At 54.8% G+C, this 25,606-nt stretch carries 23 protein-coding genes and 1 pseudogene; 3 read left to right on the plus strand and 21 right to left on the minus strand.

Going from position 1 to position 25,606, the window contains the following annotated elements:
- Positions 1-43: 43 nt before the first annotated feature.
- The 4 genes from CPA45_RS21300 to CPA45_RS21315 all read right to left on the minus strand — a co-directional run bounded on the left by CPA45_RS21300 (position 44) and on the right by CPA45_RS21315 (position 4,657).
- Positions 44-1,534 carry a tripartite tricarboxylate transporter permease gene (locus CPA45_RS21300; protein ID WP_096655112.1) on the minus strand — a complete coding sequence of 497 codons (1,491 nt, stop codon included), beginning with the start codon at positions 1,532-1,534 and terminating at the stop codon, positions 44-46.
- Positions 1,535-1,592: 58 nt separating this feature from the next.
- On the minus strand, positions 1,593-2,081 hold the full coding sequence (locus CPA45_RS21305; RefSeq protein WP_096655114.1) for a tripartite tricarboxylate transporter TctB family protein: 489 nt from the start codon (positions 2,079-2,081) through the stop codon (positions 1,593-1,595).
- A 115-nt stretch (positions 2,082-2,196) separates the two neighbouring features.
- Positions 2,197-3,180, minus strand: coding sequence for a tripartite tricarboxylate transporter substrate binding protein (locus tag CPA45_RS21310; RefSeq protein ID WP_096655116.1), 984 nt, complete (start codon positions 3,178-3,180; stop codon positions 2,197-2,199).
- Positions 3,181-3,232: 52 nt separating this feature from the next.
- On the minus strand, positions 3,233-4,657 hold the full coding sequence (locus CPA45_RS21315) for an NAD(P)H-dependent oxidoreductase (protein WP_096655118.1): 1,425 nt from the start codon (positions 4,655-4,657) through the stop codon (positions 3,233-3,235).
- A gap of 245 nt (positions 4,658-4,902) precedes the next feature.
- Here CPA45_RS21315 and CPA45_RS21320 point away from each other — a divergent pair, with 245 nt between their 5' ends.
- From CPA45_RS21320 to CPA45_RS21330, 3 genes are all read left to right on the plus strand, one after another.
- Complete coding sequence (locus CPA45_RS21320) at positions 4,903-5,607, plus strand: GntR family transcriptional regulator (protein ID WP_244287673.1); 705 nt, start codon at positions 4,903-4,905, stop codon at positions 5,605-5,607.
- A 64-nt stretch (positions 5,608-5,671) separates the two neighbouring features.
- Positions 5,672-6,577 (plus strand): cation diffusion facilitator family transporter, encoded by a 906-nt coding sequence (locus CPA45_RS21325; RefSeq protein ID WP_096655120.1) that lies wholly within the window; start codon positions 5,672-5,674, stop codon positions 6,575-6,577.
- An 81-nt stretch (positions 6,578-6,658) separates the two neighbouring features.
- The gene (locus CPA45_RS21330) at positions 6,659-6,988 is read left to right on the plus strand and encodes an MliC family protein (protein ID WP_208858572.1); all 330 of its coding nucleotides are present in this window, start codon (positions 6,659-6,661) and stop codon (positions 6,986-6,988) included.
- A 212-nt stretch (positions 6,989-7,200) separates the two neighbouring features.
- Here the strand turns inward: CPA45_RS21330 and CPA45_RS21335 are convergent, their stop codons facing one another.
- The 17 genes and pseudogenes from CPA45_RS21335 to CPA45_RS21415 form a co-directional block, all read right to left on the minus strand.
- Positions 7,201-7,578, minus strand: a complete 378-nt coding sequence (locus CPA45_RS21335) for a YbaN family protein (RefSeq protein ID WP_096655124.1) — start codon at positions 7,576-7,578, stop codon at positions 7,201-7,203.
- A gap of 95 nt (positions 7,579-7,673) precedes the next feature.
- Positions 7,674-9,032, minus strand: a complete 1,359-nt coding sequence (locus CPA45_RS21340) for a TolC family outer membrane protein (RefSeq protein WP_096655126.1) — start codon at positions 9,030-9,032, stop codon at positions 7,674-7,676.
- Complete coding sequence (locus CPA45_RS21345) at positions 9,029-10,393, minus strand: HlyD family type I secretion periplasmic adaptor subunit (protein WP_096655128.1); 1,365 nt, start codon at positions 10,391-10,393, stop codon at positions 9,029-9,031. The genes CPA45_RS21340 and CPA45_RS21345 overlap by 4 nt, the downstream gene beginning before the upstream one ends.
- Positions 10,390-12,177 (minus strand): type I secretion system permease/ATPase, encoded by a 1,788-nt coding sequence (locus tag CPA45_RS21350; RefSeq protein ID WP_096655130.1) that lies wholly within the window; start codon positions 12,175-12,177, stop codon positions 10,390-10,392. Before CPA45_RS21350 ends, CPA45_RS21345 begins: the two co-directional genes overlap by 4 nt.
- A 233-nt stretch (positions 12,178-12,410) precedes the next feature.
- Positions 12,411-12,989, minus strand: a complete 579-nt coding sequence (locus CPA45_RS21355; protein WP_096655132.1) for a heme acquisition protein HasA — start codon at positions 12,987-12,989, stop codon at positions 12,411-12,413.
- Between the two features lie 126 nt (positions 12,990-13,115).
- Positions 13,116-16,148 (minus strand): TonB-dependent receptor, encoded by a 3,033-nt coding sequence (locus CPA45_RS21360; protein WP_165771604.1) that lies wholly within the window; start codon positions 16,146-16,148, stop codon positions 13,116-13,118.
- Between the two features lie 124 nt (positions 16,149-16,272).
- Positions 16,273-16,545 (minus strand): hypothetical protein, encoded by a 273-nt coding sequence (locus tag CPA45_RS21365; RefSeq protein ID WP_096655136.1) that lies wholly within the window; start codon positions 16,543-16,545, stop codon positions 16,273-16,275.
- Positions 16,546-16,604: 59 nt separating this feature from the next.
- The gene (locus tag CPA45_RS21370; RefSeq protein ID WP_096655138.1) at positions 16,605-17,210 is read right to left on the minus strand and encodes a biliverdin-producing heme oxygenase; all 606 of its coding nucleotides are present in this window, start codon (positions 17,208-17,210) and stop codon (positions 16,605-16,607) included.
- Positions 17,211-17,298: 88 nt separating this feature from the next.
- Positions 17,299-18,309, minus strand: a complete 1,011-nt coding sequence (locus tag CPA45_RS21375; RefSeq protein WP_165771605.1) for a FecR family protein — start codon at positions 18,307-18,309, stop codon at positions 17,299-17,301.
- A 4-nt stretch (positions 18,310-18,313) separates the two neighbouring features.
- Positions 18,314-18,883, minus strand: a complete 570-nt coding sequence (locus tag CPA45_RS21380) for an RNA polymerase sigma factor (protein WP_096655142.1) — start codon at positions 18,881-18,883, stop codon at positions 18,314-18,316.
- Positions 18,884-18,914: 31 nt separating this feature from the next.
- Positions 18,915-19,616, minus strand: a pseudogene (locus CPA45_RS21385) (ATP-binding cassette domain-containing protein); the annotation flags it as partial.
- Between the two features lie 53 nt (positions 19,617-19,669).
- The gene (locus CPA45_RS21390) at positions 19,670-20,710 is read right to left on the minus strand and encodes a FecCD family ABC transporter permease (RefSeq protein ID WP_096655146.1); all 1,041 of its coding nucleotides are present in this window, start codon (positions 20,708-20,710) and stop codon (positions 19,670-19,672) included.
- Entirely contained in the window at positions 20,707-21,606 is a 900-nt protein-coding gene (locus CPA45_RS21395; RefSeq protein WP_096655148.1) for a heme/hemin ABC transporter substrate-binding protein, read from the minus strand. Before CPA45_RS21395 ends, CPA45_RS21390 begins: the two co-directional genes overlap by 4 nt.
- Positions 21,603-22,655 (minus strand): ChuX/HutX family heme-like substrate-binding protein, encoded by a 1,053-nt coding sequence (locus CPA45_RS21400; protein ID WP_096655150.1) that lies wholly within the window; start codon positions 22,653-22,655, stop codon positions 21,603-21,605. Before CPA45_RS21400 ends, CPA45_RS21395 begins: the two co-directional genes overlap by 4 nt.
- A 63-nt stretch (positions 22,656-22,718) precedes the next feature.
- Positions 22,719-24,692: a TonB-dependent receptor domain-containing protein gene (locus tag CPA45_RS21405; protein ID WP_096655152.1), complete on the minus strand. Its 1,974-nt coding sequence runs from the start codon at positions 24,690-24,692 to the stop codon at positions 22,719-22,721.
- A 105-nt stretch (positions 24,693-24,797) separates the two neighbouring features.
- Positions 24,798-24,965, minus strand: a complete 168-nt coding sequence (gene hemP, locus CPA45_RS21410) for a hemin uptake protein HemP (protein WP_096655154.1) — start codon at positions 24,963-24,965, stop codon at positions 24,798-24,800.
- A 142-nt stretch (positions 24,966-25,107) separates the two neighbouring features.
- On the minus strand, positions 25,108-25,449 hold the full coding sequence (locus tag CPA45_RS21415; RefSeq protein WP_096655156.1) for a hypothetical protein: 342 nt from the start codon (positions 25,447-25,449) through the stop codon (positions 25,108-25,110).
- Between the last annotated feature and the right edge of the window lie 157 nt (positions 25,450-25,606).

Genomic DNA, 25,606 nt, shown 5'->3' on the forward strand with positions numbered 1-25,606 from the left:
GGCGCCTAATACGATTGTCATAAGTCGCTTCCGTCGTCAGGGGTCAGTGCGTGGCAGCGTTCATACGCGCACGCTTTATTAACGGTGTAATGATCGTGACTGCCAGTAGCAGTGCTGCGATGGCAAGCAGGGTGGCGCTGATTGGGCGGGTAAAGAAAATAGAAATATCGCCTTGAGACATCGATAACGTGCGGCGCAGCTCGCTTTCTGCAATGGGGCCAAGCACCAAGCCGAGAATGATCGATACCAGCGGGAATTTTAGCTTTTCCAGTAGATAACCAAGTACGCCAAAGCCTAGCATCAGCCACACATCAAACATTGAGTTACGCACTGAGTAAGTGCCTACGATGCAGCACATAATGATGATTGGGCCGAGTGCCGAGTAGGGTACGTTCAAAAGCTTGGTGAATAGGGTGATAAAGGGCTTTGAGAACAGCAGAATCATAAAGTTGACGATAAACAGGCCTGCGAACACTGCATAGATCAGGCTGCTATGGGTCATCATAAACATAGGCCCAGGCTGCAGGCCGTGCATGATAAAAGCACCCAAAATCACCGCTGTGGTGCCGCTACCTGGAATGCCGAGGGCAAACAGCGGCACTAAGGCGCCCATGGCAGCAGCGTTATTAGCTGATTCTGGAGCGGCAATGCCTTCCGGTGCTCCTTTGCCAAATTTCTCGGGATGCTTGGACCAGCGCACTGTTTCGCTATAGCTCACCATAGCGGCGGTACTGGCACCAATACCTGGCAGAATGCCAATGATCACACCGATAATAGAGGAGCGCGCCAGCGTGTTGCCGATCTGACGCAAAATCGGCAGGTCAAAAATTTTAACTTTAACCTTCTTTAGCGGTTGATGAGTATCTTGGTCGAGCGAGCGCTTCATGACCTCCGAAATGGCGAAGAGGCCCACGATCATTGGGATCAGCCCCACCCCCTCCATAAGGTTGAGGTTATCAAACGTGTAGCGGCTGGTGCCTGTGAGTGGGTCGATGCCGATGGTGGCAATAAATAGTCCCAGGGTGGCTCCAATCAGGCCATAGATGAGTCGGCCGCCCAGCGATGCCACCACCGTAAGGCCCAGTACCGCTAAGGCAAAATACTCCGGAGAAGAGAATCTCAACGCTAATTTGGCCAGCATGGGGGTAAAGATAATCAGGGCGACCGTACCCACCAAGCCGCCAATCGCAGAGCTAAGTACACCAATGCCCAGTGCTTTACCTGCCTGACCCTGTTGGGTCATCGGGTAACCGTCAAAAGCGGTCATGACTGCTTCTGGAGTGCCGGGCGCGCGGTAGAGAATGGCGGTAATCAAACCAGAAAAAACGGTTGCACCATAAATGGCGGTTAACAGCATAAAAGCGGTAGTGGAGTCCATGCCGTAGGTGACAGGCAGCAGGATAACCACCAGAATAACGCCGCTGATACCGGGTAGTGCACCGCCGATAAAACCGATAAATACCGCAGAGGTTAGTAGTAGCAGGTTGAGTGGCTGCATCACCACCGCCAGCCCGCCTAGAAAATGCTCTAGCATCGTCAACTCCTGAAGAGAAAGCAGTCGCGGTTATTAGGGGGTGCCAGAAAGAGGTATCTCATAAGGGAATGCCCAGCAGCGTGACGAAGACACCCTGCATAAGCAGCGTGGCCACCACCAAGGTGATAAGAATCGTGCGCCAAGAGCGTGCGCCCAGCAGTAAGGTACACACCAACGTGAACGCAATACTGGCGAATAAAAAGCCAACTTCACTTATCAACCAGGTGTAGATAAGGGTGGCGGCTATCAACCACCAATGCCGCGTAGACGCGAATGTGAAACGTTGAGTGGCGACTGAACCGCTCGGGGGGTGGGAGAGTGCTGCTAGTTCATCGTCGTAAGTGGTGCCTCGTCGTGCATCACGCCAAGTGATCAATAGCAGCGCGCTACCCAGCCCTAGAAGTGCAATGATTAAGGTTAGAGGCCATACCCGTGGGCCAATAAAAGTCGAAACTTCCGCGGAGCTGGGAAACTGCAGCGTGGGTACCAAGCTGATCAGTGCTAGCAACACAACTGCGAGCGCGAAAAGAGAAATCCTGGCGAGCATGATAAACCCCGAAGGGAAGGTGGCAGAGGCTGCCTGATAACAGAAGCCCCTGCCAGTGAGTATCAAAAGGCAAGCAAGTTATTTACTTGCCTTCACATAGTGCTTTATTGACTATTTATTGTTCGTTACTTAGCAGCCGCGAATAGAGCTCATAATTGTTCTCAAGGCGCTGGCGATATTCACCACTATCCATCCATCCGTCGCGGTAGGTTAGGTTCACGCGCTCAGCGTATGTTTGGTACTCTTCTGAGTCATAAACTTCTTTGAACGCTGCTTCGATGCGTTGAAGAATGGGGGCCGGCGTATCGGCGTGAACAAAAATCGCTCGATCATTACCGTCGGTAAGATCCCACTCGTACTCGACAGTGGTGGGAACATCCGGGTAGTCGGCCAAGCGCTCATCGCTGAACACCAAAATAGGCATCATCTGGCCCGCTTCTATATAGCTCAGCAGCGGGCTAAGTGATGTAGTGGTAGCGTCTATGTTGTTACCTAGAACGTTCGCTGTGGCATTGCCGGTGCTGTCGTAAGGAATAAAGCTCATATCCAGACCAGAGGCGTCGCGCAAGGAAAGAAAGGCGACATGGTCAGGGCTAGCGGTGTGAGTGCCACCCACTGTTACCTTTCCTGGATTGGCTTGGGCATACTCCATGAAGGATTCAAAATCCGGATAGCGGTTTGGATTAACAAACAGTGCCATCACATCGGACTGCATACGCGCCACGGGTGTGAGCTGGTCTAAGCCGATTGGGTTTTGCCCGGCGGCCAATGATGTCACCAGGGTAGTGGAAGCGAAATCAAGAGTGTGCCCGTCCGGTGCGCCGTTTGCGGTGCGCTGGTGAGCCAGGGCGCCGGATGCTGAAGGCAGGTTGACCACCGTGATACGAGCGCCACCCAGGGCTTCTTCAAACATTGGGCGTACCACCCGAGCAAAGTTATCCGTACCGCCACCGGCCCCTGCTGCTACCAGGAACTGGATAGGTTTAGTCGGGTAATCTGCTGCATCGTCAGCGTTGACTGCAGTTGCGAAGCTAACCAAAGTGACGCTGATAGTGGCCATTTTGAGGGTGTTCTTAGTGAGCAAGAGCTTGGTAAACATAGTGCTTCTCCAATCTAATTGTTATTGCTTTTCTTATCCCCGCGAAGAAGGATTAGTCATGCGTGCTAACGACAGTGGCTTCGGGGGCTGATATATCCAGTTTGAACAACTGGTCCTGTTTTTCGCGTAGCCGCTTTAAAGTAGATTCAGGCAACGCAACATCCGCTAAGGTGATCGGTTGGTTCGGTGCAATATCGCGAATCACGTCAGCACCTGGAAGCAGATAAAACGGTACTTTTTCAGTTGATGATAGCGGCGCGGCGGGGTGAATCTCCGGGCACAAGCCCTCGATATGCCGATGGTGGCCGCGCATTGCTAACTGTTGGCCTGCCTTAATCGGCTGTGTGGCGCGCGCGGTGAGATCAAATTGAGGCGTCGTGGCATGTCCACCGCCGGAGGTTTGGCCATTAATGACCACATCCAATAGCGAAATCGGTGCTTCCAAACCAAGCAGGTGGCGGGGTAGGTAAATCATCGCGCTATTGCCGCTGCGGCTTAATACATGGCCTTTATCCCGCAGCAGGCCCCATACATGGGGATCTTCACAGCGCACCACCACAAAGACCCCCCCAGCAAAGCTAAGCTCATCTGGGCGACGTAGGCAGTTAAATACTTCCAAGCGCTCAAGCCCCTGCAGTACGCCGCCTTGAGCCTGAAGATCCAGCAGTGTGGGTACTTCTGCTGTGCGCAGTACCATGGCGTGAAATTCAGGTAGGTCTGGGCTTAATCCAGTGGCATTAGCCACGTTGACCATTTCGCACAGGTCGGGCACCGAAATTTGTGGGATTGCAGCGAGTAGCTTGCTGCGGGCCTCCACCACCTCACGCTCACGTCCTGTTGGCAACTCCCACAGCTCGTTTAAACCGGGGGCCAAAAACTCAATGCCATTACAGGTAACGGTGCTGTTTGCTTCATCCCAGATGAAGTCATATTCGCTACTTTTACCTGCTGCAATAATTTCAAAACCCAGGGTTTTGGCCCAGGTGAGCAGGCCAATTAGCAGGCTAGGCTGGTCGCCATCTAAAGGTGTGAATAAGCAACCCTGTTGATAGGCCAAACGAGTCAAATAGGGGCCGACCACCGATTCGGTCTCTTTAGTGGCGATGCCAACGTGCTTACCTGCGAGCAGGGCGGCTTCTGCATAGCGTGCCCCTACATCAGGAATGCCGGTGGACTCCACTAAAATATCGAAGGGCAGTGCTTGGATAGTTTCAAAGGCAACCGTGGCGATAAACAGCCCTTTTTGCCAAGCTTTTTCAGCATCACTTTGAGAATGGCATACCATTATTTGATCGTTAGGGATGCCTGCATGACGCAGCGCTTCAGCTGCTTTTTCAGGATTTATGTCGATTGCGATACGCGCTGATAGTTTTTCCATCTGCCGTGCTTGGCGCAATACACCGCGGCCAAAGTCGCCAGCGCCCGCTATACAGGCCTCAACCACCTTGCCTTTTTCAAAATGTTGTAAGTAGTTCATAGGGTGTGGGGTTTCCCTTTTCTGGTCAGACTGCTGCGATGACACTTTGTGCCGTCATGTTGCTAACGAGGTGAGCTTTTTAGTGATCGTATGTATGGAATGTAGTGGTATACCATTTTTAGGGTCAATTGGTAGGCGTTAATACTTTGGTATTGAAATACCTCATTTTGTATTTATGATGTTGATAAATATGGATTTAAAAAATAACAATTTTGACGATATTTGTTTGAAAGGATTTTTTTGGTATGCCATTCTTGGCGCTCACTTACTATGTGAATATGCCAATGGAAGAAGTCACCCAGCCAAATCAGCCTGGACTTGTGGAGAAAGTCGCGAATTATCTGCGTGAACATATCGTGATGGATCATTTTCAGCCTGGTCAACGTTTGCCTGAGCGAACATTGGCGGTTGAACTGCAAGTATCACGTACCCCTTTGCGGGAGGCGCTGAAGATTCTTGCTGCGGAAGGGCTGGTGGTGATATCACCAAACCGTGGTGCCGTGGTGGCGGATGTAAGCCCCGCCGATATGAAAGAGAAGGCGTATGTCTTAAGTGTGCTTGAACAGGCTGCAGCAGAACTAACGTGCGCCAACGCCAGCGATGACGATATTGCGGAGTTGCAAGCGCTTCATTATGAAATGAAGGCTGCTTTCTTAAGGCGCGATCGTCAGAACTACTTTCGTTTAAACCAAGATATCCACAACCGGATCGTGGCGCTTTCTGGCAATACCACGCTGATTGATATGCACGCTAATCTGAGTCGCCAGCTTTATCGCGTTCGTTACCTTTCAAATCAAAAAAATGAAAAGTGGGCAACGGCAATGGAAGAGCACGAGGCTATTATGGTGGCCTTAGAAGCTCGGGATGGAGAACGCGTAGGACGGGAACTGCGCAACCACCTGGGTAAAACATGGATAAAATATGCTAACGGGGATATTAAGCAGTGCTGATAGCGTCGCTCTTTTAAAATGGTTTGGCTACGATAGAGAGTCAGCTTTCAAAAAGAGATAGACCATGACGGCCACCCTTGAGCAGCGTGCTCTGAAAATATCTATTCTGGTAACCTTGGGCGTCTCTACCCTGGGGATTGTCTTCGGCCTCTTATCCGGTTCTCGTTCCGTTCTCTTCGATGGCGTCTTCTCCACCATTGATGCCGCCATGTCGGGGCTGGCGCTGGTGGTCGCACGTTTGGTGGTGCGTGAAGCCAGCCAACGTTTCCAGCATGGCTATTGGCACCTTGAACCGCTGGTAGCAGGCCTGAATGGCAGCATTTTGCTACTGCTGTGTTTTTACGCGTTCTTGAACGCTGTGCAGGGGTTAATGGATGGTGGTAATGAACTCGCTTTTGGTATCGCCATTCTTTATGCCATCGTAGTAACAGCAGTATGTACTGCTATGGCATTGTATCAGCGAAAACTGAATCGCCAGGTTGGTTCGGAACTGGTGCGCATTGATATGCATGGCTGGGTGATGGCAGCATCAATTACCGCTGCACTGCTGCTGGCCTTTGCTGTTGCATTGGTGATGGAAAGAACCAGCTATGCCTACCTCACGCCTTATGTCGACTCTTTCCTACTAGCGATACTGACACTCTGCCTGCTCCCCGTTCCTATCGGTATTGTGCGGCGTGCGTTGCGGGATATTTTTCTTATCGCCCCCAGCGCTTTGGATAGCGAGGTCCATGCGGCAATGGTGCCTGTGATGCAGCGAGACGGTGTGCTTTCCTACACCAGCCATGTGGCCAAAAGCGGGCGTGGTTATTTCATTGAAATCCATATTGTTACAACGCCTGATTTTGCCAGTGATAAAGGTGTTGCGGAGCTGGATGATATTCGTGGGCAGATCTCCCAGGGAATCTCCGTAGCCCCCGAACTCTGTTGGTTTACCGTTGCATTCACGGCTGATACCCGCTGGGCTTAACGTTCATTCGCGCAATAGCATGGTGTTCATCATACTGATAAGGTAAAACGACCTAACAACTCACTCATGGATGATAATGCAATGAAATATTCTTACCTGAGCTTGGCTAGCGTATTGGTTTCATTACTACTGGTAGGCTGTACCACGGCTTCTACACATAGTAATGACCCGCAGGATAATTACCCACAGGCTGACTATCGTTGTGATGATGGTACGGAGTTCACCGTTATTTTCGATCAGCAGGAAGATGCCGCGCTGGTTATGATTAATGGCGACACACTACGCTTGGAGAGCCAGCGCCCAGCCTCTGGTATGTGGTATGCCACACCAACACATGAGTTCCGCGGAAAGGGCGATGAAGCCACTTGGACGGTAGGGCGTCGCGTGCCCTCTGAGTGTAAAGTCATCTAGAAAGCAGTCTAGGCTGTTAACGGCGCGCTTGAGGTTAAGCCGGAATAACTGCGTTATTGAGGGTGGCTGGGTCGATACCTGCTGTTAAATAGTACAACGCTGCGGGTGGCGTTGTGAGCGCACCTTTGGTATGCAAAAGGCCAAGACCGGTACGGTTGTGCTGGTCTCTTTAACTCTTCTTAATTAGAGTTGCCCGAAATTTTATGGGTGACCTATTTGTGCGCCGACGAGGGCTCTGGCCGGGTAGCCAGCCAAAGTGCAATCAGCATTAGTAGGGCTACCACTGCCCCGCTTAACCAGCCAGGCCCGAGTGACCAAACAGTGATTATCGCACTCAACGCTATCGTGCAAACGGCAAAAATCTTAGCGCGCTTGGGTATGGCGCGCTCTTGTTCCCAGTTAACCAGTAGGGGGCCGACATAGTGACGGGAGCGGATCCAAACCTCGAAGCGCGGCGAACCCCTGGAGGCGCAGTAAACCGCCATTAGCATAAACACGGTGGTAGGCAGCAGGGGTAGAAAAATGCCTAGTACTCCGATGCTAAAACTCAACCCTGCCAAGCCCACCCAAAGAATACGTATCAGCGTCATCTAGTCACATTCCTATGGGCCTTATCTCTGCACTTAAGTTATAAACGGTTGTGAATGGAAATTACCTCATTATGCTGGTGAGTTTTAGGTTACTACTAAAAATAGCCAGCAACTTGGGAAATGTCCTCATCATTTAATACCCCTGCCTGCCAGCGTAGTGTTAGCCAAGCTAATAGATAGTCATAGCGGGCACGGGACAGGTCGCGTAGCGCCTCGAAACGTTCACGCTCGGCGTTTAGCACATCCAAATTGGTTCGTTCGCCACCAAGAATACTTCTCCGTGTAGCTTCCAGGCGTTCTGTTGCAGCGTCTACCGTCTGCTGGTAGGCCTCAATACGTTGTTGGCTGCTACGACTTAACCGGTACTGGCGCTCAACATCGTTCAGCAATTCTATTGTTGCGGCATCCAATTCATGGCGCGTCTGTGCATAGGTATTGTCGGCCTGACGGCTAGCCGCCACGACTCGGCCGCCTGAATAGAGCGGTAAGTTGACTTCCATGCCAATGCTATCAGTGTCGTAACGCTGACCAATGACGTTTTCAGAGTTGGAGTCGGAGATCTGGCTGCGTGCATATAAGCGCACATTTGGCAGGTGTCCGGCGCGTTGCTGGTTCAACTGGTGACGAGCAGCTTCCAGTAGGCTGCGCTGGGCGGCCAGCTCAGGATTATGGGCCAGTGTGCGTTCGTGCCACTGGTCCAGTGACAACACGGAGCTTTCCTGGGCGGTTTGCACATTGCGGGCTAGCCGGTCGGCCTGCAATGGGGCAAGTGAGCTGGGTGGGGCACCTGTGCCAGTCAGGGCGCGCAGCGCATTGTGGGCATCACTCAAGCGGTCTTCGGCTTCAATCAGTTGGGCTTCCACCAAGCGTGCCTGGGCCGTAATCTCTAACTGGTCGGTACGGGTGCCCTCGCCATAATCAATAAAACGCTGGCTACGCTGGTGCTCTTCTTGCAGGGCGCGCAGGTGGGCTGTTGCCAGTTCGATATCGTCGTAGGCGTAAAGCACCCCCGTATAGGCCTGGAGAACGTGAACGGCTAGCGCCTGGCGGGCGCGCTCAAGCGTCAGTTCAGCGGCTTGGGCCTGTGCTTTGCCAGCTTGATACTGGGCGAAAGCCGCTGCATCCAGCAAGGGTTGCGTTAGCGTGAAAGAAGAGGAGTAACTGGTGTAATCCATATCGCTTGTGGTCGAGCCGAGGGGTGTTTCCTGCCGCACTTCCGACCAATTTTTAGCCCGTGAGTAGCGATAGTTGAGCGAGGGCAGTAACGCGGATCGTCCTAGCGCTCGGGCCTGTTGCCCGGCTGCACTCTCGCTCTGTGCGGCCAGCCAGCCTGGATCATGCTGTTTGGCCAGTTCGTAGGCCTCCCGGAAGTCTAGTGCGAATGCATTGAAAGAGCAGCAGAGGCAAGCCATCAATAACCAAGTGCTGTATCGCCGTGATGCAGTGTGAATCATGCATCCCCCCAAGCCGTGCGGGCGCGGTCAAGCAGTGGCTTAAACAGATAGTTGAGCAGCGTGCGTTCGCCAGTGCGCACAAAGGCTTCGACCGGCATACCCGCTTTGAGTGGTTGGCTGCCTAAGGGGGAGAGGTCATCGTTGGCTACTTCGATATACATCCGGTAATAAGGCAGCCCTGTCTGTTCATTGGTGAGCCGGTCGGCGGAAACCTGGCTGACAACCCCGGGTATGCGTGGTGTGCTGCTACGCTCGAAAGCGGTAAAGGCAAGCTCAACTGGCAGGCCCGCGTGCACTCGGTCAATCTGTTCAACGGGCAACTGGCCCTCCACCCATAAGGGTTCGCCCTGAGGGACAATTTCCATCAGTAAGGCACCGGGCTGGGCTACACCGCCTTCGGTATGCTGGGTTAACCCCACCACCGTTCCTGAGCGAGGAGCGCGTATCTCGGCATGGGCCAAGTCAAACTCAGTGCTTGCCAGTTGGCTAGTCAGTTCCTGTGCACGCAAGCGTGACTGGGAAAGCAGTTCCTGCACGTCACGCTGATACTCTTCATTGCGTTGGATCAGACGAAGCTGTAACTCATCGATCTGGCGCCGTGTCTGCTGCAGCATGCCGGCCTCTGCAGCAATGTCGGCCTGCAGCTGGGCATAGCTGTTTTCGATTTCCAGCAGCCGGTTGCGGGGAATATAGCCGTCGGCAGCCAGCTCACGCAGGTTGTTGCGCTGCTCACCCAAGGCTGACAGGCGCAGCCGTTGTTGGGTCATCGAGGACTCTAGCCCCGCCACCCGGGCACGCTGACCATCAAGGTTGGCCTCGATCCCTGAGATTTCAGCGGCCAGCGCATTGCGCCGGCTAGTGAATAACTGACGCTGCAATGCCAGCATGGTGCCGACATCCACATCGGCACTGCTCATCAGGTCAGAAGGCATGCTAATAGTGCTTAGTTGGTCACGCTCGGCCTCCAAACGTGCTGTTTCTGCCAGTGATGATGCCCGCTGTAAGCGCAGTGCACTGGCTTGATGTTCCAGTCGTGTGGTGTTCAGGCTGATAAGCGTTTGTCCTTCTGTCACCTGGTCTCCTTCACGTACCCACAGCCGCCCAATCACACCGCCGGTTGGATGCTCAACCGCCTGTCGATTGCCGGAGACAACCACTGTCGCGGGTACCGCGATACCATTATCCAACGGTGCCCAGGCTGCCCAAGCCACAAACAGTGCTAAACCTCCCAGTAGTAGCCAACTTCCTATACGTAGCGGTCGTCGCTTTCGGCGCATGGCGAGTGCTTGCCAGTCGGGTGTGGCTGAGGAGGCGTGTGGTTTTGCAGCAGGCGACGCCTGCGAGATATCGCGAAGGGTCATGCGCGCTGCTCCTGACGATTGATGGAAACATTGCCGTAGGTATAAGCGTTTTGCGCATACGGGGTGGCCATCGCGCCATTGGCAGGTGCTGCCGCTTGGCGGGCAGCGCTCAGGGCTTGCAATATCTCTTCAGTGGGGCCGAACTTCTGCAGGCGGCCTTCACGTAGTACTAGCAAGTGAGAAGTGGCCTTGAGTACCTGAGGGCGGTGGGTGATCAGCACCACCGTAACGTGGTGTTCACGCAGACGCTGTAACGCTTCCAAGAGTGCTTTTTCACCGGCGTCATCAAGGCTTGCATTGGGTTCGTCCAGCACGACGAGCGCTGGGGGGCCGTAGAGCGCCCTGGCCAGGCCAATACGCTGACGCTGCCCGCCCGAAAGTCCGATCCCGCCATCTCCTAAGTAGGTGTCGTAGCCATTGGGTAGGGCCAGAATCAGTTCGTGTACGCCCGCGGTTTTGGCGGCCTCGACGACCTTTATGGGGTCTGGTTCGCTGAAGCGGGCGATATTCTCCGCCACGCTACCTGCAAACAGCTCGACATCCTGAGGCAGGTAGCCGATATGTGGCCCCAGTAGCGCCTTGTCCCAGCGCTGGATATCGGCACCATCCAGCCGCACGGTACCGATCTTTGGCTGCCAAACACCCACCAGCAGTTTGGCCAAGGTAGATTTGCCTGACCCCGAAGGCCCGATAACACCGAGCACGCTGCCCGCTTCCAATTGAAAGCCCACTTGAACCAGTGTGGGTGTCTTTCCGCCGGGCGGCATAGCGCTTACCGGCTCCACATTAAGCTTGCCCAGCGGGGCAGGGAGGTCCATGCCTGGCTGACGGGCCGGGTGTGCTGTTAGCAGGTTACCCAAGCGCTGGTAAGCCAGCCGTGTCGATGACCACTGCCGCCAGGCATTGATGACCTGATCAATGGGGCTGAGCGCCCGGCCCATCAGGATCGAGCCCGCGATCATCGTGCCAGGGCTGATTTGCCCGCCAATTGCTAGCCAAGCGCCCAGCCCGAGCACCAGTGACTGCAGCGCGACGCGCAGGCTCTTGGAGATAGCTGTCACCAGCGCGGTGCGCTCGCTGGCCAGCCCCTGCAGTGCGACAAAGCCAGCGTGCAGGTGCGACCAGCGGCGGGTAAAGGATGACAGCATACCCATCGACTCGATGGCATCGGCATGGCGCAATTGTGCTTCCGCCATGGCATTGGCCTGTACAGAAAGCGAACCCGCTTCACGCAGCGGCGGCTGGGAAAGCCGTTCATTCAGCCACGCTAAGCCCACCAGTACCACGGCGCCCCCCAGCGCTAGGCAGCCAATCCAGGGGTGGAACATAAACATCACCAGCAAATACAACGGGAACCAGGGGGCATCGAAGAACGCAAATACCGCGTTGCCGGTGATAAATTGGCGCAGCGAATCAAGATCCCGAGTAGCTTGCCCCGCCTGAGCTGCCTGGCCGCTTAGCCCGCGCTCGAAGGCTGCCGCGTAAACCCGCTCCCCCAGTTGTTCATCGAACCGTTCGCCAATATGAATGACTGCCAGGCTGCGTATGTACTCCAAGGCACCCATTAACGCCAACAGTCCCAGCGCCATGCCCGTTAGCATCATTAGCGTGGTGGTATTGCCGGAAGCCAGTACGCGATCATAGACCTGCAGCATATACAGCGGCGGCACTAGCATCAGTAGATTGATAACCGCACTGAACAGCCCTACCGAGCGCAGTGTGCCGCGATAGCGGCCAAGTGCTCGGTAGAGTTCGTTTCCGGGCTGGCGTTGGGAGGGGGTCATTAGCTATGTCCCTGAAAATAGACGTAACAAATCAACGAACCGCCATAGCAACTCGTCTCGAATTCGTTCTCTCATTAGTGCTTTGGTCACGTCTCTGCTTGACTTCTCGTCTCATCGGGCGAGAATGCCGAGGCACCGCGCCAAGGCATAACGCCCCTGACGCGGTGTTTGAACGTTGCGGCAAGGGGATTCCCCTTGCCTTTTTTATTAGGTGTTTATAGCGATGGCGTTGCTCACGCAGCCAGGGCGAAATCGAATTCGCTGGTAGATACGCCAGTGACGGAAGCTGGGATGGCATCGCCGAGAAGGCCTGCATCGTCCAGCACCGCCAATAAGCCGCCGTTGGTGCCAGTGCCAGCGCTGTCATCGGCACCTTCCACCGAGCCGTTCATCAAGCCCCAGATGATGTCGTGCACTTCGTTGCCACGACCGTTATGGCTGGCGACGATGGGATCGTCGAAGGTGAAGGTAATGAAGTCATTGACGACTTCGCCATTGAGGAGATGTGAGCCCAGCGTGAGGCTCTCTAGGGTGCCGGTCAGAGCATGATCAGCGAAGTTATAGGAGAGATCCCCGGTGGCTGAGAAGGCAAACGCACCTTCGTTATTGGCCATGGCATAGGTATCACCCGCTAGGCCCGAGCCTACTCCGTTGGTGAAGAATCCACCTTCATTGATACCGCCCGGGTTATCGTCACTATGCTCGCCGGGTGCGCCTGATTCCTCAAATTCCAGTAGTAGGCTTTCCAATGATGAGCCAGGGATGAAAAGCTCTGGGAAGTTGTTTTCATCGTAGGTATAGCTAATAGACATTTTCAATCTCCTTTATATAACAATGTTGGCCTTGAGGCCGTGAGTTGGCAGGCAAGGTGAGTTACCTGCCCTGTATGCCCGCTTGGCGGGCATATTCGTTAACAGCACAATAGCGCTGTCATGAAATTAAAAACGCAGTTCTGCCCCGGCCATTAGGGTGCGGCCCGCACCGTAACTCTTGGAGAAAATATCCGAGTAGCCGGTAACGTAGTTGCGGTCACGCACGTTGAGCATGCTGGCGCGTAGCAGTAGATTAGGGCTGACCTGATAGCTGGCGTAGAGGTCCCACGTGACATAGGTGGGCCAGAGGTCGAAATCGAAATCCTCTGGGCCACCGCCTGCGCTGTAGTTAAGGCGCGTGCCTACATCTAGGCGCTGGTCGAACCAGCGGGTACCAAAGGTGAGGCTGCCGCGATCCATGGGCAATTGCCGAGCGCTGTTCATGCCGATGACGTCAATGCCGCAATAGGTTTGATTATCGAGCTGATCCTCGCGGGACTCGTAGCCCGCTTCGATTGCTTCATAGTGAGCGTCAGGGTAGCTGCCATCTTCATTGGGTATATCTTGTTGAATCCATCCGCTGCCAAGAGGGTAAATGCGTTGGCAGAACTGGTTATCGCTGCCTAAAACGTGGGTGTAGTTGGCCTGGGTATACCAAGTATCAGCGTCGTAATCGATTTCCAGCTCTAAGCCACGGAAGTTCATAGGCAGCAAGTTGGGGACGAACATGGTGTGACCTAGCCCGGTGCCTGGCTGCCCCGGCATGACGTTTACCATGGACGTGATCAGGTAGTTATCCACACGGGTGTCGTAGTAAGAAAGCTTGCTGAAAAAGCGATCTCCTCTTTTAAACAGATCCTGGGCAGTAAAGTTGGCGCCTAGATCCCAGCTGCGCGAGGTTTCCGGTTGTGCATGGGGGTTAGGGAATAGCACTGCAAAAGGGTCACCAGGGTGGCTGCCTTGCATCAGAGTTTCGGTGAGTGCCGGTGGTCGCCAGCCTCGGCCCCAGTTGGCAAATAGCTCGATGTTCTCATTAGGACGGTAGGCTGCGGATAGCGTTGGCAGAAGCTTGTCCATGCTGTTATCGACGTCATAGTCATGCAGCACGGTTTCTGATTGCCACATTGGATTGAAGTTGTTGCCGGTCTGATAGTTAGGAAAAGTGGTTGGATCATTGACGAATGCCTGCTCTTGGGGAATTCGATCACACGCTCTTTGGCGTTGCGCCTCTGAAAGATACGGACTGCGACACTGACTTTCTGCGCTATTTAATCTGGACTGCGCGTATCTCAGCGCCATTGCATAGCGATCATTATATGTCCACTCCGCCCCCGGCAGTTGAGTTGAGCCCTTGAGCTTGTAGTAGTCATAGCGCAGCCCCGCTGCCAGAGTAAACGTCTCATCTTCCCACTGTAAGTTGCCAAAGGCGCTGGCAATACTGCGTTCACCGTTGGGTTGCATGGTGTTTAGGCTGCCGCCAAACTGTCGTCCTCCGCGCTCTTGTGTCGTCGTCGATTTGCCCTTGTCGATGAAGTACTCGATACCATGGTTGGACGAAAGCCCATCGATTCCGCCTAGTGAAAAGCGCGCGGTATTTTCCAGCGTAAAGCCGTAGGTATCTATTTCGGTGCGGTTATTGTTATCTAGACCAGCGCGACAAGCATTGTAGTGCCTATCTTGTACGGGATTTTGTTCGCAGGAGCCCATCATCCAGTAGAGGTCGGTCATGTTGGTGCCGCCCTCAATCACCGGCCTGCCCGCTTCGATATAGCGGTTTCCCTCGGTAGAGACGAAATAGGCATTGGCTTCGAGATTGATCAAAGGCGATTCGGGGTTGAGGTTATAGCGCAGGCTGACCGAATCGGAGGTGGTATTGGCATCGCCAAAGCGGCGCCAGGCATTATCGCCGTCGACTACCTCTCCGGCTCGTAAGACCTGCCGATCAGAGACGTTGTTGTAAGAAAGTTCGGTGCCTAAGTAGGAAAACGTTAGCGACTGATCGTCATCGATATGAAAACGCGCTTTGAACAGGTTCGAGTCTTGCTCGTTGTCGGTAAACCGAACGCGCTCTACATCTTGCTGGAGTTCTTGGTGAAATTGGTCCTGCACGCCGACTGTCAAGAAATCGTAATTAGGGCGCCGACGGCCAGGCGCATATTCGCCGAAGTTGCGCTTGCTGCGTGCCGCCAGCAGTTCCCAGCGATCGCCAAGGCGCCCGGCTACAGCCGCGCTACCAATAAAGTTGACTCCATTGCCTTCGCCACCAACGCCGGTCATACCGCGTAAGCGCACGCCGATATCTTTACCCGGTAAAAGAACATCATCTACATCGATGGTGCGGAAGTTGGCACTGCCAGCAATGGCGCCCGCGCCATGTACCCCCGTACTGGCGCCTTTCTCAATGACGACATCTGACAATAACTCGGAGTCGACATACATGGTGCCGTTGCGCTGCTGGTGGCCGTTCTCGTTGAAGTTCTGGCGCATGCCGTCAACCATCATATTGACGCGCCCGAAGTCCTGCATGCCACGAATATTGACCGACAGCCCTGGGTCTTGCGCATTGACTGCACTGTAGACACCCGGCGTTTCCTGAAGCATATCAGCGGCATGACGGGGCGGTGTGCGGTCAATCTGCTCGCGGGTGATCACGCTCGCCGAGCGGGGGTCGTGATAGACCCAGTTGTCGTCTATACGGTCGGCTTCTACTGTGACGGTGCTAAAGGCGGTTTGATTGCCCACGGTAGTGGCCGTGGAAGGGGGCAGCAACTCAGCGGTTCTTGGATTACGGTACGATATGGCAAGTGAGGAACCAGCGAGCAGTGTGCGTAGTGCTTCATCTGCTGTCATTTCGCCGTGTAAGGCTGGTGCGATACCGTCAATGGGTTGACCATCCTGACGGATCACAGCAATCTGCGTGGTGGCGGTAAATTCACCCAGCGAGTAGAGCAGGTGCTGCTCGGGCAGGTTGAATGTATAGCGTTGTTGCACAGGGTTTTGCTGTTCGGCTTCAGCCGTTCCCTGATGGGCTGATTGGGCCTGCGCCGAGGTGGCAAGCAAGCCCAGCATAACAGCGGCCACGGTATACTTAACGGTAGGTCGACGCCTAGGCTTAAGGCTCGCCTCAAGCGGCTTGAGTGGGAAACCCTGGAAGTGCATGAACGTAATGCCCCCTTTGTTTATGCTAATAATAATCGTTTGTATAATCATTAACGTTTGGGGGCGAGGTTTCCCTCATCAAAAAAAGCAATAAGTGATAATTTTAAGGCTTTGCAATAGGTTTTTAGTTAGTTTGGGGAGTCGGCTTAGCTGCCACGGAAATGGCTAGCGCCATAACGGTGATGGCGCTGTGCAGCAGCGAGCCAACTATGATTGAAAGGAGCAGTGGCATCCATATTCCGTCTGTTTCGCTCATTAGCCCATAGAGCGTGCCGCCACATATGGCTAGCAGTGTGATGATGAATAACACTGCTGCCCACCAGTTGAGCAGCAGTGTTGCTGCAGGCAAGCAGTAGGTAAGAAGCTTTGGTTTCTGGTATAGCATCGCGTCATTCATTGATGTTCCCCTGGTTTTTATACATGTGAAATCAGGCGCTAATGATAGTCTGCGGGCTGTTATGAATGTTTCAGCGCCAATGCTTCGACGAATTTAAATGCATCACGGGCGCCTTGAAGGGCCTGCTCTTCCTGCTCACTTGATAAAGGAACGGCATCCAGCTGAGCAATAAAGTATCTCCAGTGCAGCCCACGACCTGCATCGCTGGGAGCAAGGTGGCGGGCACCAAAGTTGGCTGATAAGCCCAATTGAGTTGCATACTTGAGCAGGAACGCCGCGCCGAGGTTTGAGCCTTCATTGACATAAAGCCAGCCCAAAGCTGCTGCCAGAGAATCAATAGATGGAGGTGAGGCGAGGCTTATATTTAGCTCATCCTCATTGACTGATAGATCTTTGGCGTCAAGCTTTACCGCGTTAAAACGGCAGCGCTGTTCTAGTCGTTCCAACCACTCACAGAGCTCCGCCTGTTCATAGAGTGGGGCGGTGTGGCGTTGGAATTGGTATTGAACGGTAAGAAACCGCTTGTATCCATCAAGGCTGGTAAAAGGGGAGAGTGCCATGATGGCCTTGTCGACACGCTCATGGGCTGCGTGGGTGGAGAGTTTCAACCGTTTACTAAGGGGTAGTGTGCTGGTTGATTTTGCTTGGGTAAGTATGGCTTCCATAAGGCACTCGCGGACAGTGGGTAGATAACAATGAAAGGGCGTTAAAGCGGGTTTGCCCTTTTCCTCTGGTAAGCACAAGGGCTGTTCATTAGCCTGCGCTCGCTGAACGTAACCAAATCATATTGCCAGGCAGGTGGTGAGCCTCGATGGCTGATAGGTCTGTTAATGCTTCGAGTATTATTTGAGGGTGGCCGGTAGAAAAGCTGCCAGAGAAGCTCAGACCAGCAAAATCCTGGGCGTTGAAAAATACTCGACCTGGCAGTAAGCGTTCGAGCTGCTCAACGATGTCGTCAATACCAGCCTGATCGAAGATGATCCTGCCCTCTTTCCAAGCCAAGGCAAGTTGGGTATCTATGTCCTGAATTTCCCCGAGCTTTCCGTTGTCCACGATAAGCTGCTGGCCTGATGTCAACAGCGCTTGGTTTTGATGGGCATCGCGGACGGCGACTTGCCCTTCACCGACGGTGATGGTGACTCGGGAGTGAAAGCGGCTAACAGCAAAATGCGTTCCCAGCACGCTTACCGATGTATCGCCTGCAGTCAGGTGCAATGGTCGCTGTGGGTCTCGGGCGGCATCAATCCACAGCCGTCCGCGCCTGAGTGTCAATTCACGCTGAGCCTCGCCCAGGGCGATATCAAGTGCGCTGTTGCCATCTAGAAAGAGGGCTGAGCCATCTTCCAGCACCACCTGTTGTGCTTTCCCTGATGAAGTGGCTATATCGGCCATCCAGCGATCCAGCCGCGTCGGGTCGCGCCAGAGCTCGAAGCTCAGTAGCATAGTTAACATTAATACTGCCGCGGCTGCCCACCCTAACCGATTGCTCGGTGCTGCCTGCCTTGGACGCGGCTTCTGTGCGGAGTGGTACTGGTAAAACAGTTGCGCGGGGGCTTCAATGTCATCCCACAGTTGGATAGCTTCTTGATAAGCTGCTTTATGGCTGTCACAAGCGCTTACCCATGTTTGGAAGTCCAGATGATCCTGGGCAGTGGCACTGTTGTCTTTGAGACGTAGATGCCAGCTAAGCGCAATATCTAGCGTGTCGTCATCAAAAAGATGTGGGTAAGCTGGCTCTCCTGAGGCAGTTGATGATGCTGTCACGGTGTTACCTCTTTTGCGAGTGCGTCGTATTATTATTGGTATAACGTTTGACGCGCTGTTCTTCCTCATCCTTAGTTTGTTGTTGCCACTGCCGACATAGGCGCATCGCCCGCATCATGTCTTTCTCTACAGTGCTAATAGAAACACCCAGGCGGTCAGCGATTGCTGTGTAGGTTTCGCCCTCTACACGGTTGAGAAGAAACACTTCCTTGGCCCGTTCAGGCAGGGTGTCTAACTGCGCTATCAGTCGCTGCCACTGCTGTACCGTTGTTGCCAGCTTTTCCGGGCTAGGGGTTTGAGGGGCGTGGTCAGCATTATCATGCAGTTCGTGCTCCTGATGACGCTTACGTACTGCTTGAGCCCGCAGATAATCCAGCGCCAAATTATGCGCTGTGCGATGCAGCAGTCCTGGTGTGTCGGCATCGGTAGTGGGGCGCTGCCATAGCTTTAAGAATGTTTCCTGAGCAAGGTCTTCTGCTTCGCTGGCACTGCCCACAATCTGCCTAAGCCGTTTGACGAGGCGTTGTCGCTCATTGAGAAACATATTTAGCAGGGAGGGGGATGGCTTGCTCATGGCGGTATCTGCGTGGTTCCTGGCAGTAGGCTTAGGGCGCTAGGGCAAGTAGAGGCTTGCCTTGTGGCCCACCCTCAATGTGCTGTAGTTCGGCGCTATAAATGTCAGCGATGGTGGAGGGATTGAGCACGAGATGCGGTAAGCCGTGATCAATCCGCTGCCCTTGATGCATTAGCCAGACGCGATCAGCATAGGTGCCTGCCAGATTTAGATCGTGAAGCACGCAGACAACTGCCATACGATGTTGCACTGCCCAGGTACGTAACTGGCGCATAAGGCGTTGCTGTTGGCCGATGTCCAGCGCACTGGTGGGCTCGTCCAGCAGTAGAAGACCGCCATCCCTGGCGGTAGGAGAACGCCTTGAGAGTAGCTGACAAGCTCCTCTTGCCACCATCACGCGCTGTCGTTCGCCGCCGGATAGCGATAACACGCTGCGATTGGCAAGGTGGGACAGGTCTAAGTCATCCAGCAGTTCAGCGACCAGTGCCTGTTCAGGGTTACTACCAAGGCACACTAACTCTGTCACCTGCCAGTCAAACCCTAGGGGTTCCTGCTGGGCAACTAGTGCACGCCGGCTGGCAAGTTCAGTAATGGGCCATTCGCGCAGCGGTTTACCATCCAGGTGTAGCTCGCCCTGTTCGCTGGGGCGAAACCCCGACAGCATGCTGAGTAGCGTACTCTTTCCCGCCCCATTGGGGCCTACAATGGAGAGCAGCTCGCCAGGGCGAATGGTGCCGTCGAAAGGTGCCAATGCAGGGGTGTTGAGCAGCCCCGCCTGATGCAGGGTTAGCATGAACGGCTCCGGCGCATGAGTAGGTAAAGGAAATAGGGGCCGCCTAGCAGGCTAGTGAGTAACCCCACGGGGATTTCAGCAGGAGCACCCAGAGTGCGCGCCAAGGTATCGGCGACCACTAACAGCAGCGCCCCACCAAGCATTGATGCAGGTAGCAGCAGACGGTGGCCTGGCCCCAGCCATAGCCTCAGGCAGTGAGGTACCAGCAAACCTAGAAAGCCAATCACGCCGGTAAGCGCTACGCATAGCCCAACGCCCAGCGAGGTGGCCACGACGATGCGGCGCTTGAGGCGTGGTGCGTCCAGCCCTGCCGCGTGGGCGGTGGTTTCGCCGAGTTGCAGCAGATCAAGCTCGCTGGCGCTGCGCAGTAACATCCATAGGGCCAGTGGAATCAGTACCAGGGCTAGCGCCGTGGTACTCCATAGCGAGTTGGTTAAACTGCCCATACCCCATAGGCTGAGTTGGCGAAGTTGTTCGTCGCTGGCGATGAAGGCGAGTAGGCCGCCACCGGCACCGGCTAAGGTATTAATTGCCAAGCCCGCCAGTAGTAGCGTCATTACCGCGGCACTGCCACCGCCCTGGCGTTTGGCTAAGCCAAACACGATGACACACACACTTAAGGCACCTAAAAAGCCCGCTGCAAACTGGCCGTAAAGGCTGGCTGCACCGCTGCCCTGAAACAGTACTATCCATAGCGCAACGAACAACCCCGCGCCGCTGGCAAGCCCCAGTAGTGTTGGGTCAGCTAAGGGGTTGCGAAACAGACCCTGCATAGCGGCGCCGCTACCTGCCAACATGGCGCCAACCACTACCCCCAGTAGCAGGCGCGGCAAACGTAACTGCCACCATACCTGTACGCTGAGTGCATTGGCCTCTCCGCTTAATAGGGCCCAGGGGGAAACGCCCAGGGCACCTGTGGTAGCTCCCCAGCCGAGAGCGATTAATAGCGCCAGCGTAAGGCCGCTTAACACGCGCGTTGAGCGGCTAAGGGGGAGCACTGAGCGGTAACGGGGATAAGATACGCTGGGAATCATGGGGTGACCTGTGCTGTTGCAGTGCCTAGCAGTGCCTCCACATCCTTGCGTAGGGTAAATAGCTGGTCAGGCGTGCGGGGACCAAAGCCGAGCAGCGCCTGATCGTCAATCACGATAAGCCGTTTCTCGCGTCCAGCGGGAGTGAGTGTCATGCCAGGCAACTGCCATAGCGCATCTTCACCGCCCAAAGCATCTAACCCCCGCTTAGAGATTACGATCAACTCAGGGGCCTCTTTTGCCAGCGCTTCTGCCCCCACGCTGTGATAGCCCTCCATCGCCGCAAATGCATTGTCCAAGCTAACGGCTTCCAGAGCGGTGTGCGCAGCCGTACCGCTACCCGCCACCCGAGGCGTTAAGCCGCTGTGCTGGAGAATAAACATTGCTCTTGTGGGTGGTAACGGCGGCAAATTTTCTAAGGCGTCGAGGGTTTTTGTTACCTCTTGGGCCAATACTTCGCCTTGTGAAACCCGGTCCGTTTGCTGCGCGACTGCACGAATTTTGTCAGCAATGGCTGCGAGCGTGGGCGGGGAAGCGATAGTGTCGACATCCAGGCCGACAGCGGCTAACTGTGCAAGTACTTCTTTGGGGCCAGCATACTGGTTGGTTAAAACGCGGTCAGGTTGAACAGACAGTAGGCTCTCCGAAGAGAGTTGGCGCAGGTAGCCAATGGACGGCAGAGCGGCCATGGATGGGGGGTAAAGCACAGTATCATCGCGGGCAACCACGTTGGCATCGGCATCCAGGGCCGACAAGGTTTCAGCAATGTCGCCGCCGATGACTACCCAGCGCTCGTCGCTATGTGTGAGCCCATCAGAATGGGCCAAAGGCGCACCTGCAATCAGCCATCCCAATGCCACAGCGCAGCATAAGCGTGTGCGCCAGTGGTGCCGCTTCATGCGACCTCCTCACAGCTGCTCAGCTCATCCAGCAGCTGTCGCCATTCCCGCCTTTCAGCACGTCCCTCTTGGCGTTCAGCATAAATTTGCAGTACCAACGAACCCTCTGCATCAAATGCTTCCACGCTGGTGACACCGCCTTCGCGGTTGGGTTTTGTGACCTGCCATACTTGGTCAATGGCCGTGTCATTGAGATGTAGAGTGAACTGCTCGCCAAACAGATTTAACCAGCCACGGGCGCGTTTGGGGGAGGGCAATATGCCTGTCCGGATCTGCACACAGCCGGGACTTGCGACAAACAGCATCAATGGCAGCGCACGCTGACTTGCCTTATTCAACAAGCTTTCCAGGGTGTCTGCAGGAAGTGAGCGGGTATAGCGACCTTCCATTAGCTGGTTGGCTTCAAGGCGCTCTAGCTGGTGGCGTTGTAGTAGGGTGAAGAACTGATGCACATCGCGCATTGAACCCCACTCGTTGGCCAGCGTGGGGGCTTCTGGAAGGGGGCGCTTGAGGCGTGGCATACATTGGGTAAACGCTGGCGTATCCAGGGTACCCAATGCGGCTAACTCTCCCCAAGGGCGGGGTAACGGATTTTCCAAAGCGAAGCATTTGTGAATAGCGCAGCCATGCTGGTTGAAGATTTGCAGGCTCCAGCGCCACTGCGCTTGCTCGTTCTCCGTGGGCATGGGGTCACGAATCAGGCAGGCCCAGTGCCAGTGAGAGTACAGTAACCGCAAGTCCAGACCGCCTGGGTCAAGCAGCAGCCCAGTGTGCGGTCCGCCGCTTAGTTCAGGATAATCACCGGTTTGTTCAAGCACCGCTAAGCGTGAGCGAGTGAGTGCTTTGACACGGCCCAACTGGGATAGGCGGGCTGAAAGCTCTTTGGGTGCTAAGGGTAGCGTCCATACATCCCGGCCTAGGCGGGCTGCCTGAAGCTCGCCTTCGCTGATCGATAAGCGTTCGGCGATATCAATTGCGGGCAGTCGTGGCTGTGCTGCTCGTGCTGCGTCAAAGGCTTCGATAATTGCGATCTGTTGCGTCTGATTCATGTTTCACCTCTACATTTATCACTGCATGCATTTATCACTGCATAGATTTACCGCAAAAGGGCTTTACCACTGCCAGTTGAGGGTGGCGAATAGGCTACGCCCGTCCCCCAGGCTGCCATCGGGGCGGTACCACTCTTTGTCGCCCAGGTTGGCCAGGCGCAGCGAGGTATCAATAGCGGGTGTGAGTTGCCACGCCATGTGAATGTCGTGTAACCCATAGCCTGGTAGGCGTTCATCGTCGCCTTGCTTATCGAACGATTGGGCAAAACGACCCTGCCAGCCGATCCGTACACCACTGTTGTAAAGAGCGATTTCATTGCCCAGTGTCATTTCCAGAGGTGTTTGGCTGCCAAGCGCGTCTCCGCTGTCCCGGTCTTTACCAGAAACTTCTGAAAGGCCGACAAAGCTAGAGAGCAGTGGGAAGGCTCTGGGTTGCCAGGTAACCCGGGCGTCGTAGCCCCACAGTTGGGCGCGTTGCACGTTCACCGCTTGGGTGGTGCCCGCCATGATGTCGACCTGGGTGTCGATAAAATCGTCCGCGCGGGTGTCGAAGTAGCTGGCGCGTACCTGCCAATCGCCTTGGTGCCATACCACGCCGCTTTCCCAGGTATGGCTGGTTTCAGGAGAAAGGTTGGGGTTGGGAATCCAGTAGTTGTCGGGCGTACAGAAGAATGGCCCAGCGCAGAAGCCAGCAAAGTGGCGTTCGTTAGCGTAGAGTTCTGAAAGGCTTGGGGCGCGGAATGCTTCGGCGTAGCCGGAGAATAGCATCAAGGCATCATTGGGCCGCCAGGCAAGGCGGAAGCGTGGCGATACTTGGTCGTGCACGCTATCCGCATCATTTTGACCGCTGGCGTCATAGCGGTCGTAGCGAGCGCCAATACCGACGTCAAACTGCCCAACGCCACCTTCTGAGAGATAGTTGCCTGCGGTAAGGGTGGTATCTAAATATGCCGCCTGGGTATCGATGTCTGCTTTCGGGAAACCGTTGGCCTGGCCATCTGGGCGCTGGCGGGCTTGCTCTAACTCAGCGCCGAACACCAGCGTTTGGGAAAACCAACCATGCTCCATACTGTGGTAGCCGTCGCTTTGAAGGCCAACTCGATCAAGGGTGCGGCTAGCTTGAGGCTCATCGATATCCTGTTGGCTAAAAGTGAGTTGTGAGGTGATTTCGGTGGCACTGCCGGGTTGCCAGCGGTGGCCGAGTTGCACATTATTGCTTTCAACATCCCGGTCCCGCAGCGGGTTACTGGCACTGCTAGATAGCTGCTGAGGGTTCGCGGGTTGGGTAGTGCTCTCGTCGTAGTGTTGCCAGCTAATAAACAGCCGATGATCATTGCTTGGTTCCCAGCCGCCTTTTAATAGCAGGCTATTGAGTCGAGCGTCCTCTTCTGCCTTATCGCCACCGGCGCGGCGAATGTCGCCGGATTTGCTACGGCCCACGGAGAATAGCCCATCGACTTGGCCGTTGGCTGTGTCGCGGCGGCCAAAGGCGGTTAGGTTGCCACGCAGCTCGTCGTTGGCAGTAGCACCGCCTACGGAAAGGCGCACACCGCTATCTTCGCCGGGGGCTAACAGATCGCGGGCTTCTACACTGGTAAAACTGACCACGCCACCCATGGCATTGCTGCCATATAAGCTTGAAAGTGCGCCACGCGCGATTTGCACCTCTTGAATTAGCGCAGGGTCGAGAAAGAAGTTACCCACATGGCCCGTGGAGATATCCTGGCGTACGCCATCCAAGCGGACTAGCACGCCATTGCGTCCAAAACCGCGCATACTTAATGTTTGGCCATTACGACGCCCTTGCCCAGCGACATGTAGGCCTGGCTGACGGCTCAATACGTCTTCAACGCTGCTAGCAGTGGCCAGCGCGGCATCACTGCGGTCGAGCACATCGATAATCAGAGGTGCACGGGAAAGATCGGTCGGTGCTCGGGTACCGGTGACCGTAACGGGGTCTAGGCCCGTTTCATTGGCATGGGCGGTCAATAAGGGCAGTAAGCTAAGGCAGACGCCTAACGTGTGAGTCGGTTTCATGAGCCAGACAGTTCCAACAGAAAGTGATGGATAACGTGGCTGGCTGGGTGCGATGGGCTACCTGGCTGGCTAAAAAGGGTTAGTAATGAGCAGATGCTCAGCGACTTACGCAGTCAGAATTAGCTTGCCGCTTTTCGTGCGTCGCAACACGTAGCGGCGTTGTTCATGGTGAATCACCAGTTGCCCGTCTTGATCAAGCAGCGCCTGGCTTGTGACCTCGCGGGGTGCGCTAGGCGTGCCTTCTGATGGGACGTGTTTTTTCCTAGGCTGCATGAGAGGGTATTCCCTGTGCTAATGATAACCATTGGCGTTAAAATAGCAGAGTTGAGGGTGCCTCTCAATAGGAGGTAAGCAGCTTGACTAAATCAAGAGCGCCGAAACCATCCAGGTTCGGCGCTTTTTGACTTCAATCTTCTTATGCTTTGCCCAGCTGAGTATGGTGCTTTGCTTGCTGGGCTTCTAACGCGTGAATGGCATCAACCTTCAATGGAAGCTTGTTGGCCCAGAGAATATCTTCGCGGCAATGACCAATATCCCGCAGTACCTGATCGTCGTAGGCCAGCAGCGGTAGTATATGGCAGCGGAAAAGCCGTCGGCGCTGGTAGTGCCACCAAGCCATATCCAGTATACGGATTAGCCGCATTGAGGGCATGGCAGGCATGTAAAACTGCAGTTGTGGCGGCTTGGGCGGCGGCGCCAGTTGGCTCGCTTTTTTCCAGGCATGCTGTGCATGTTGTTTAGGGTTTTCGTACTTCATCGCGCACCTCCATCTTCAAGCTCTCTTTTGTACAATCTCTTCTTCACATTCTGCTGTTCAGCAAACAGTGCTCAGGCACAGGCACAGGCTGGGCAGGGGAATCAGCGATTGATAAGTGGAGGGTCGCGACCTCATGTGAATAGCTTGGCGTGCTTCC

This window comes from Vreelandella nigrificans (assembly GCF_002374315.1).
Classification (GTDB): domain Bacteria; phylum Pseudomonadota; class Gammaproteobacteria; order Pseudomonadales; family Halomonadaceae; genus Vreelandella; species Vreelandella nigrificans.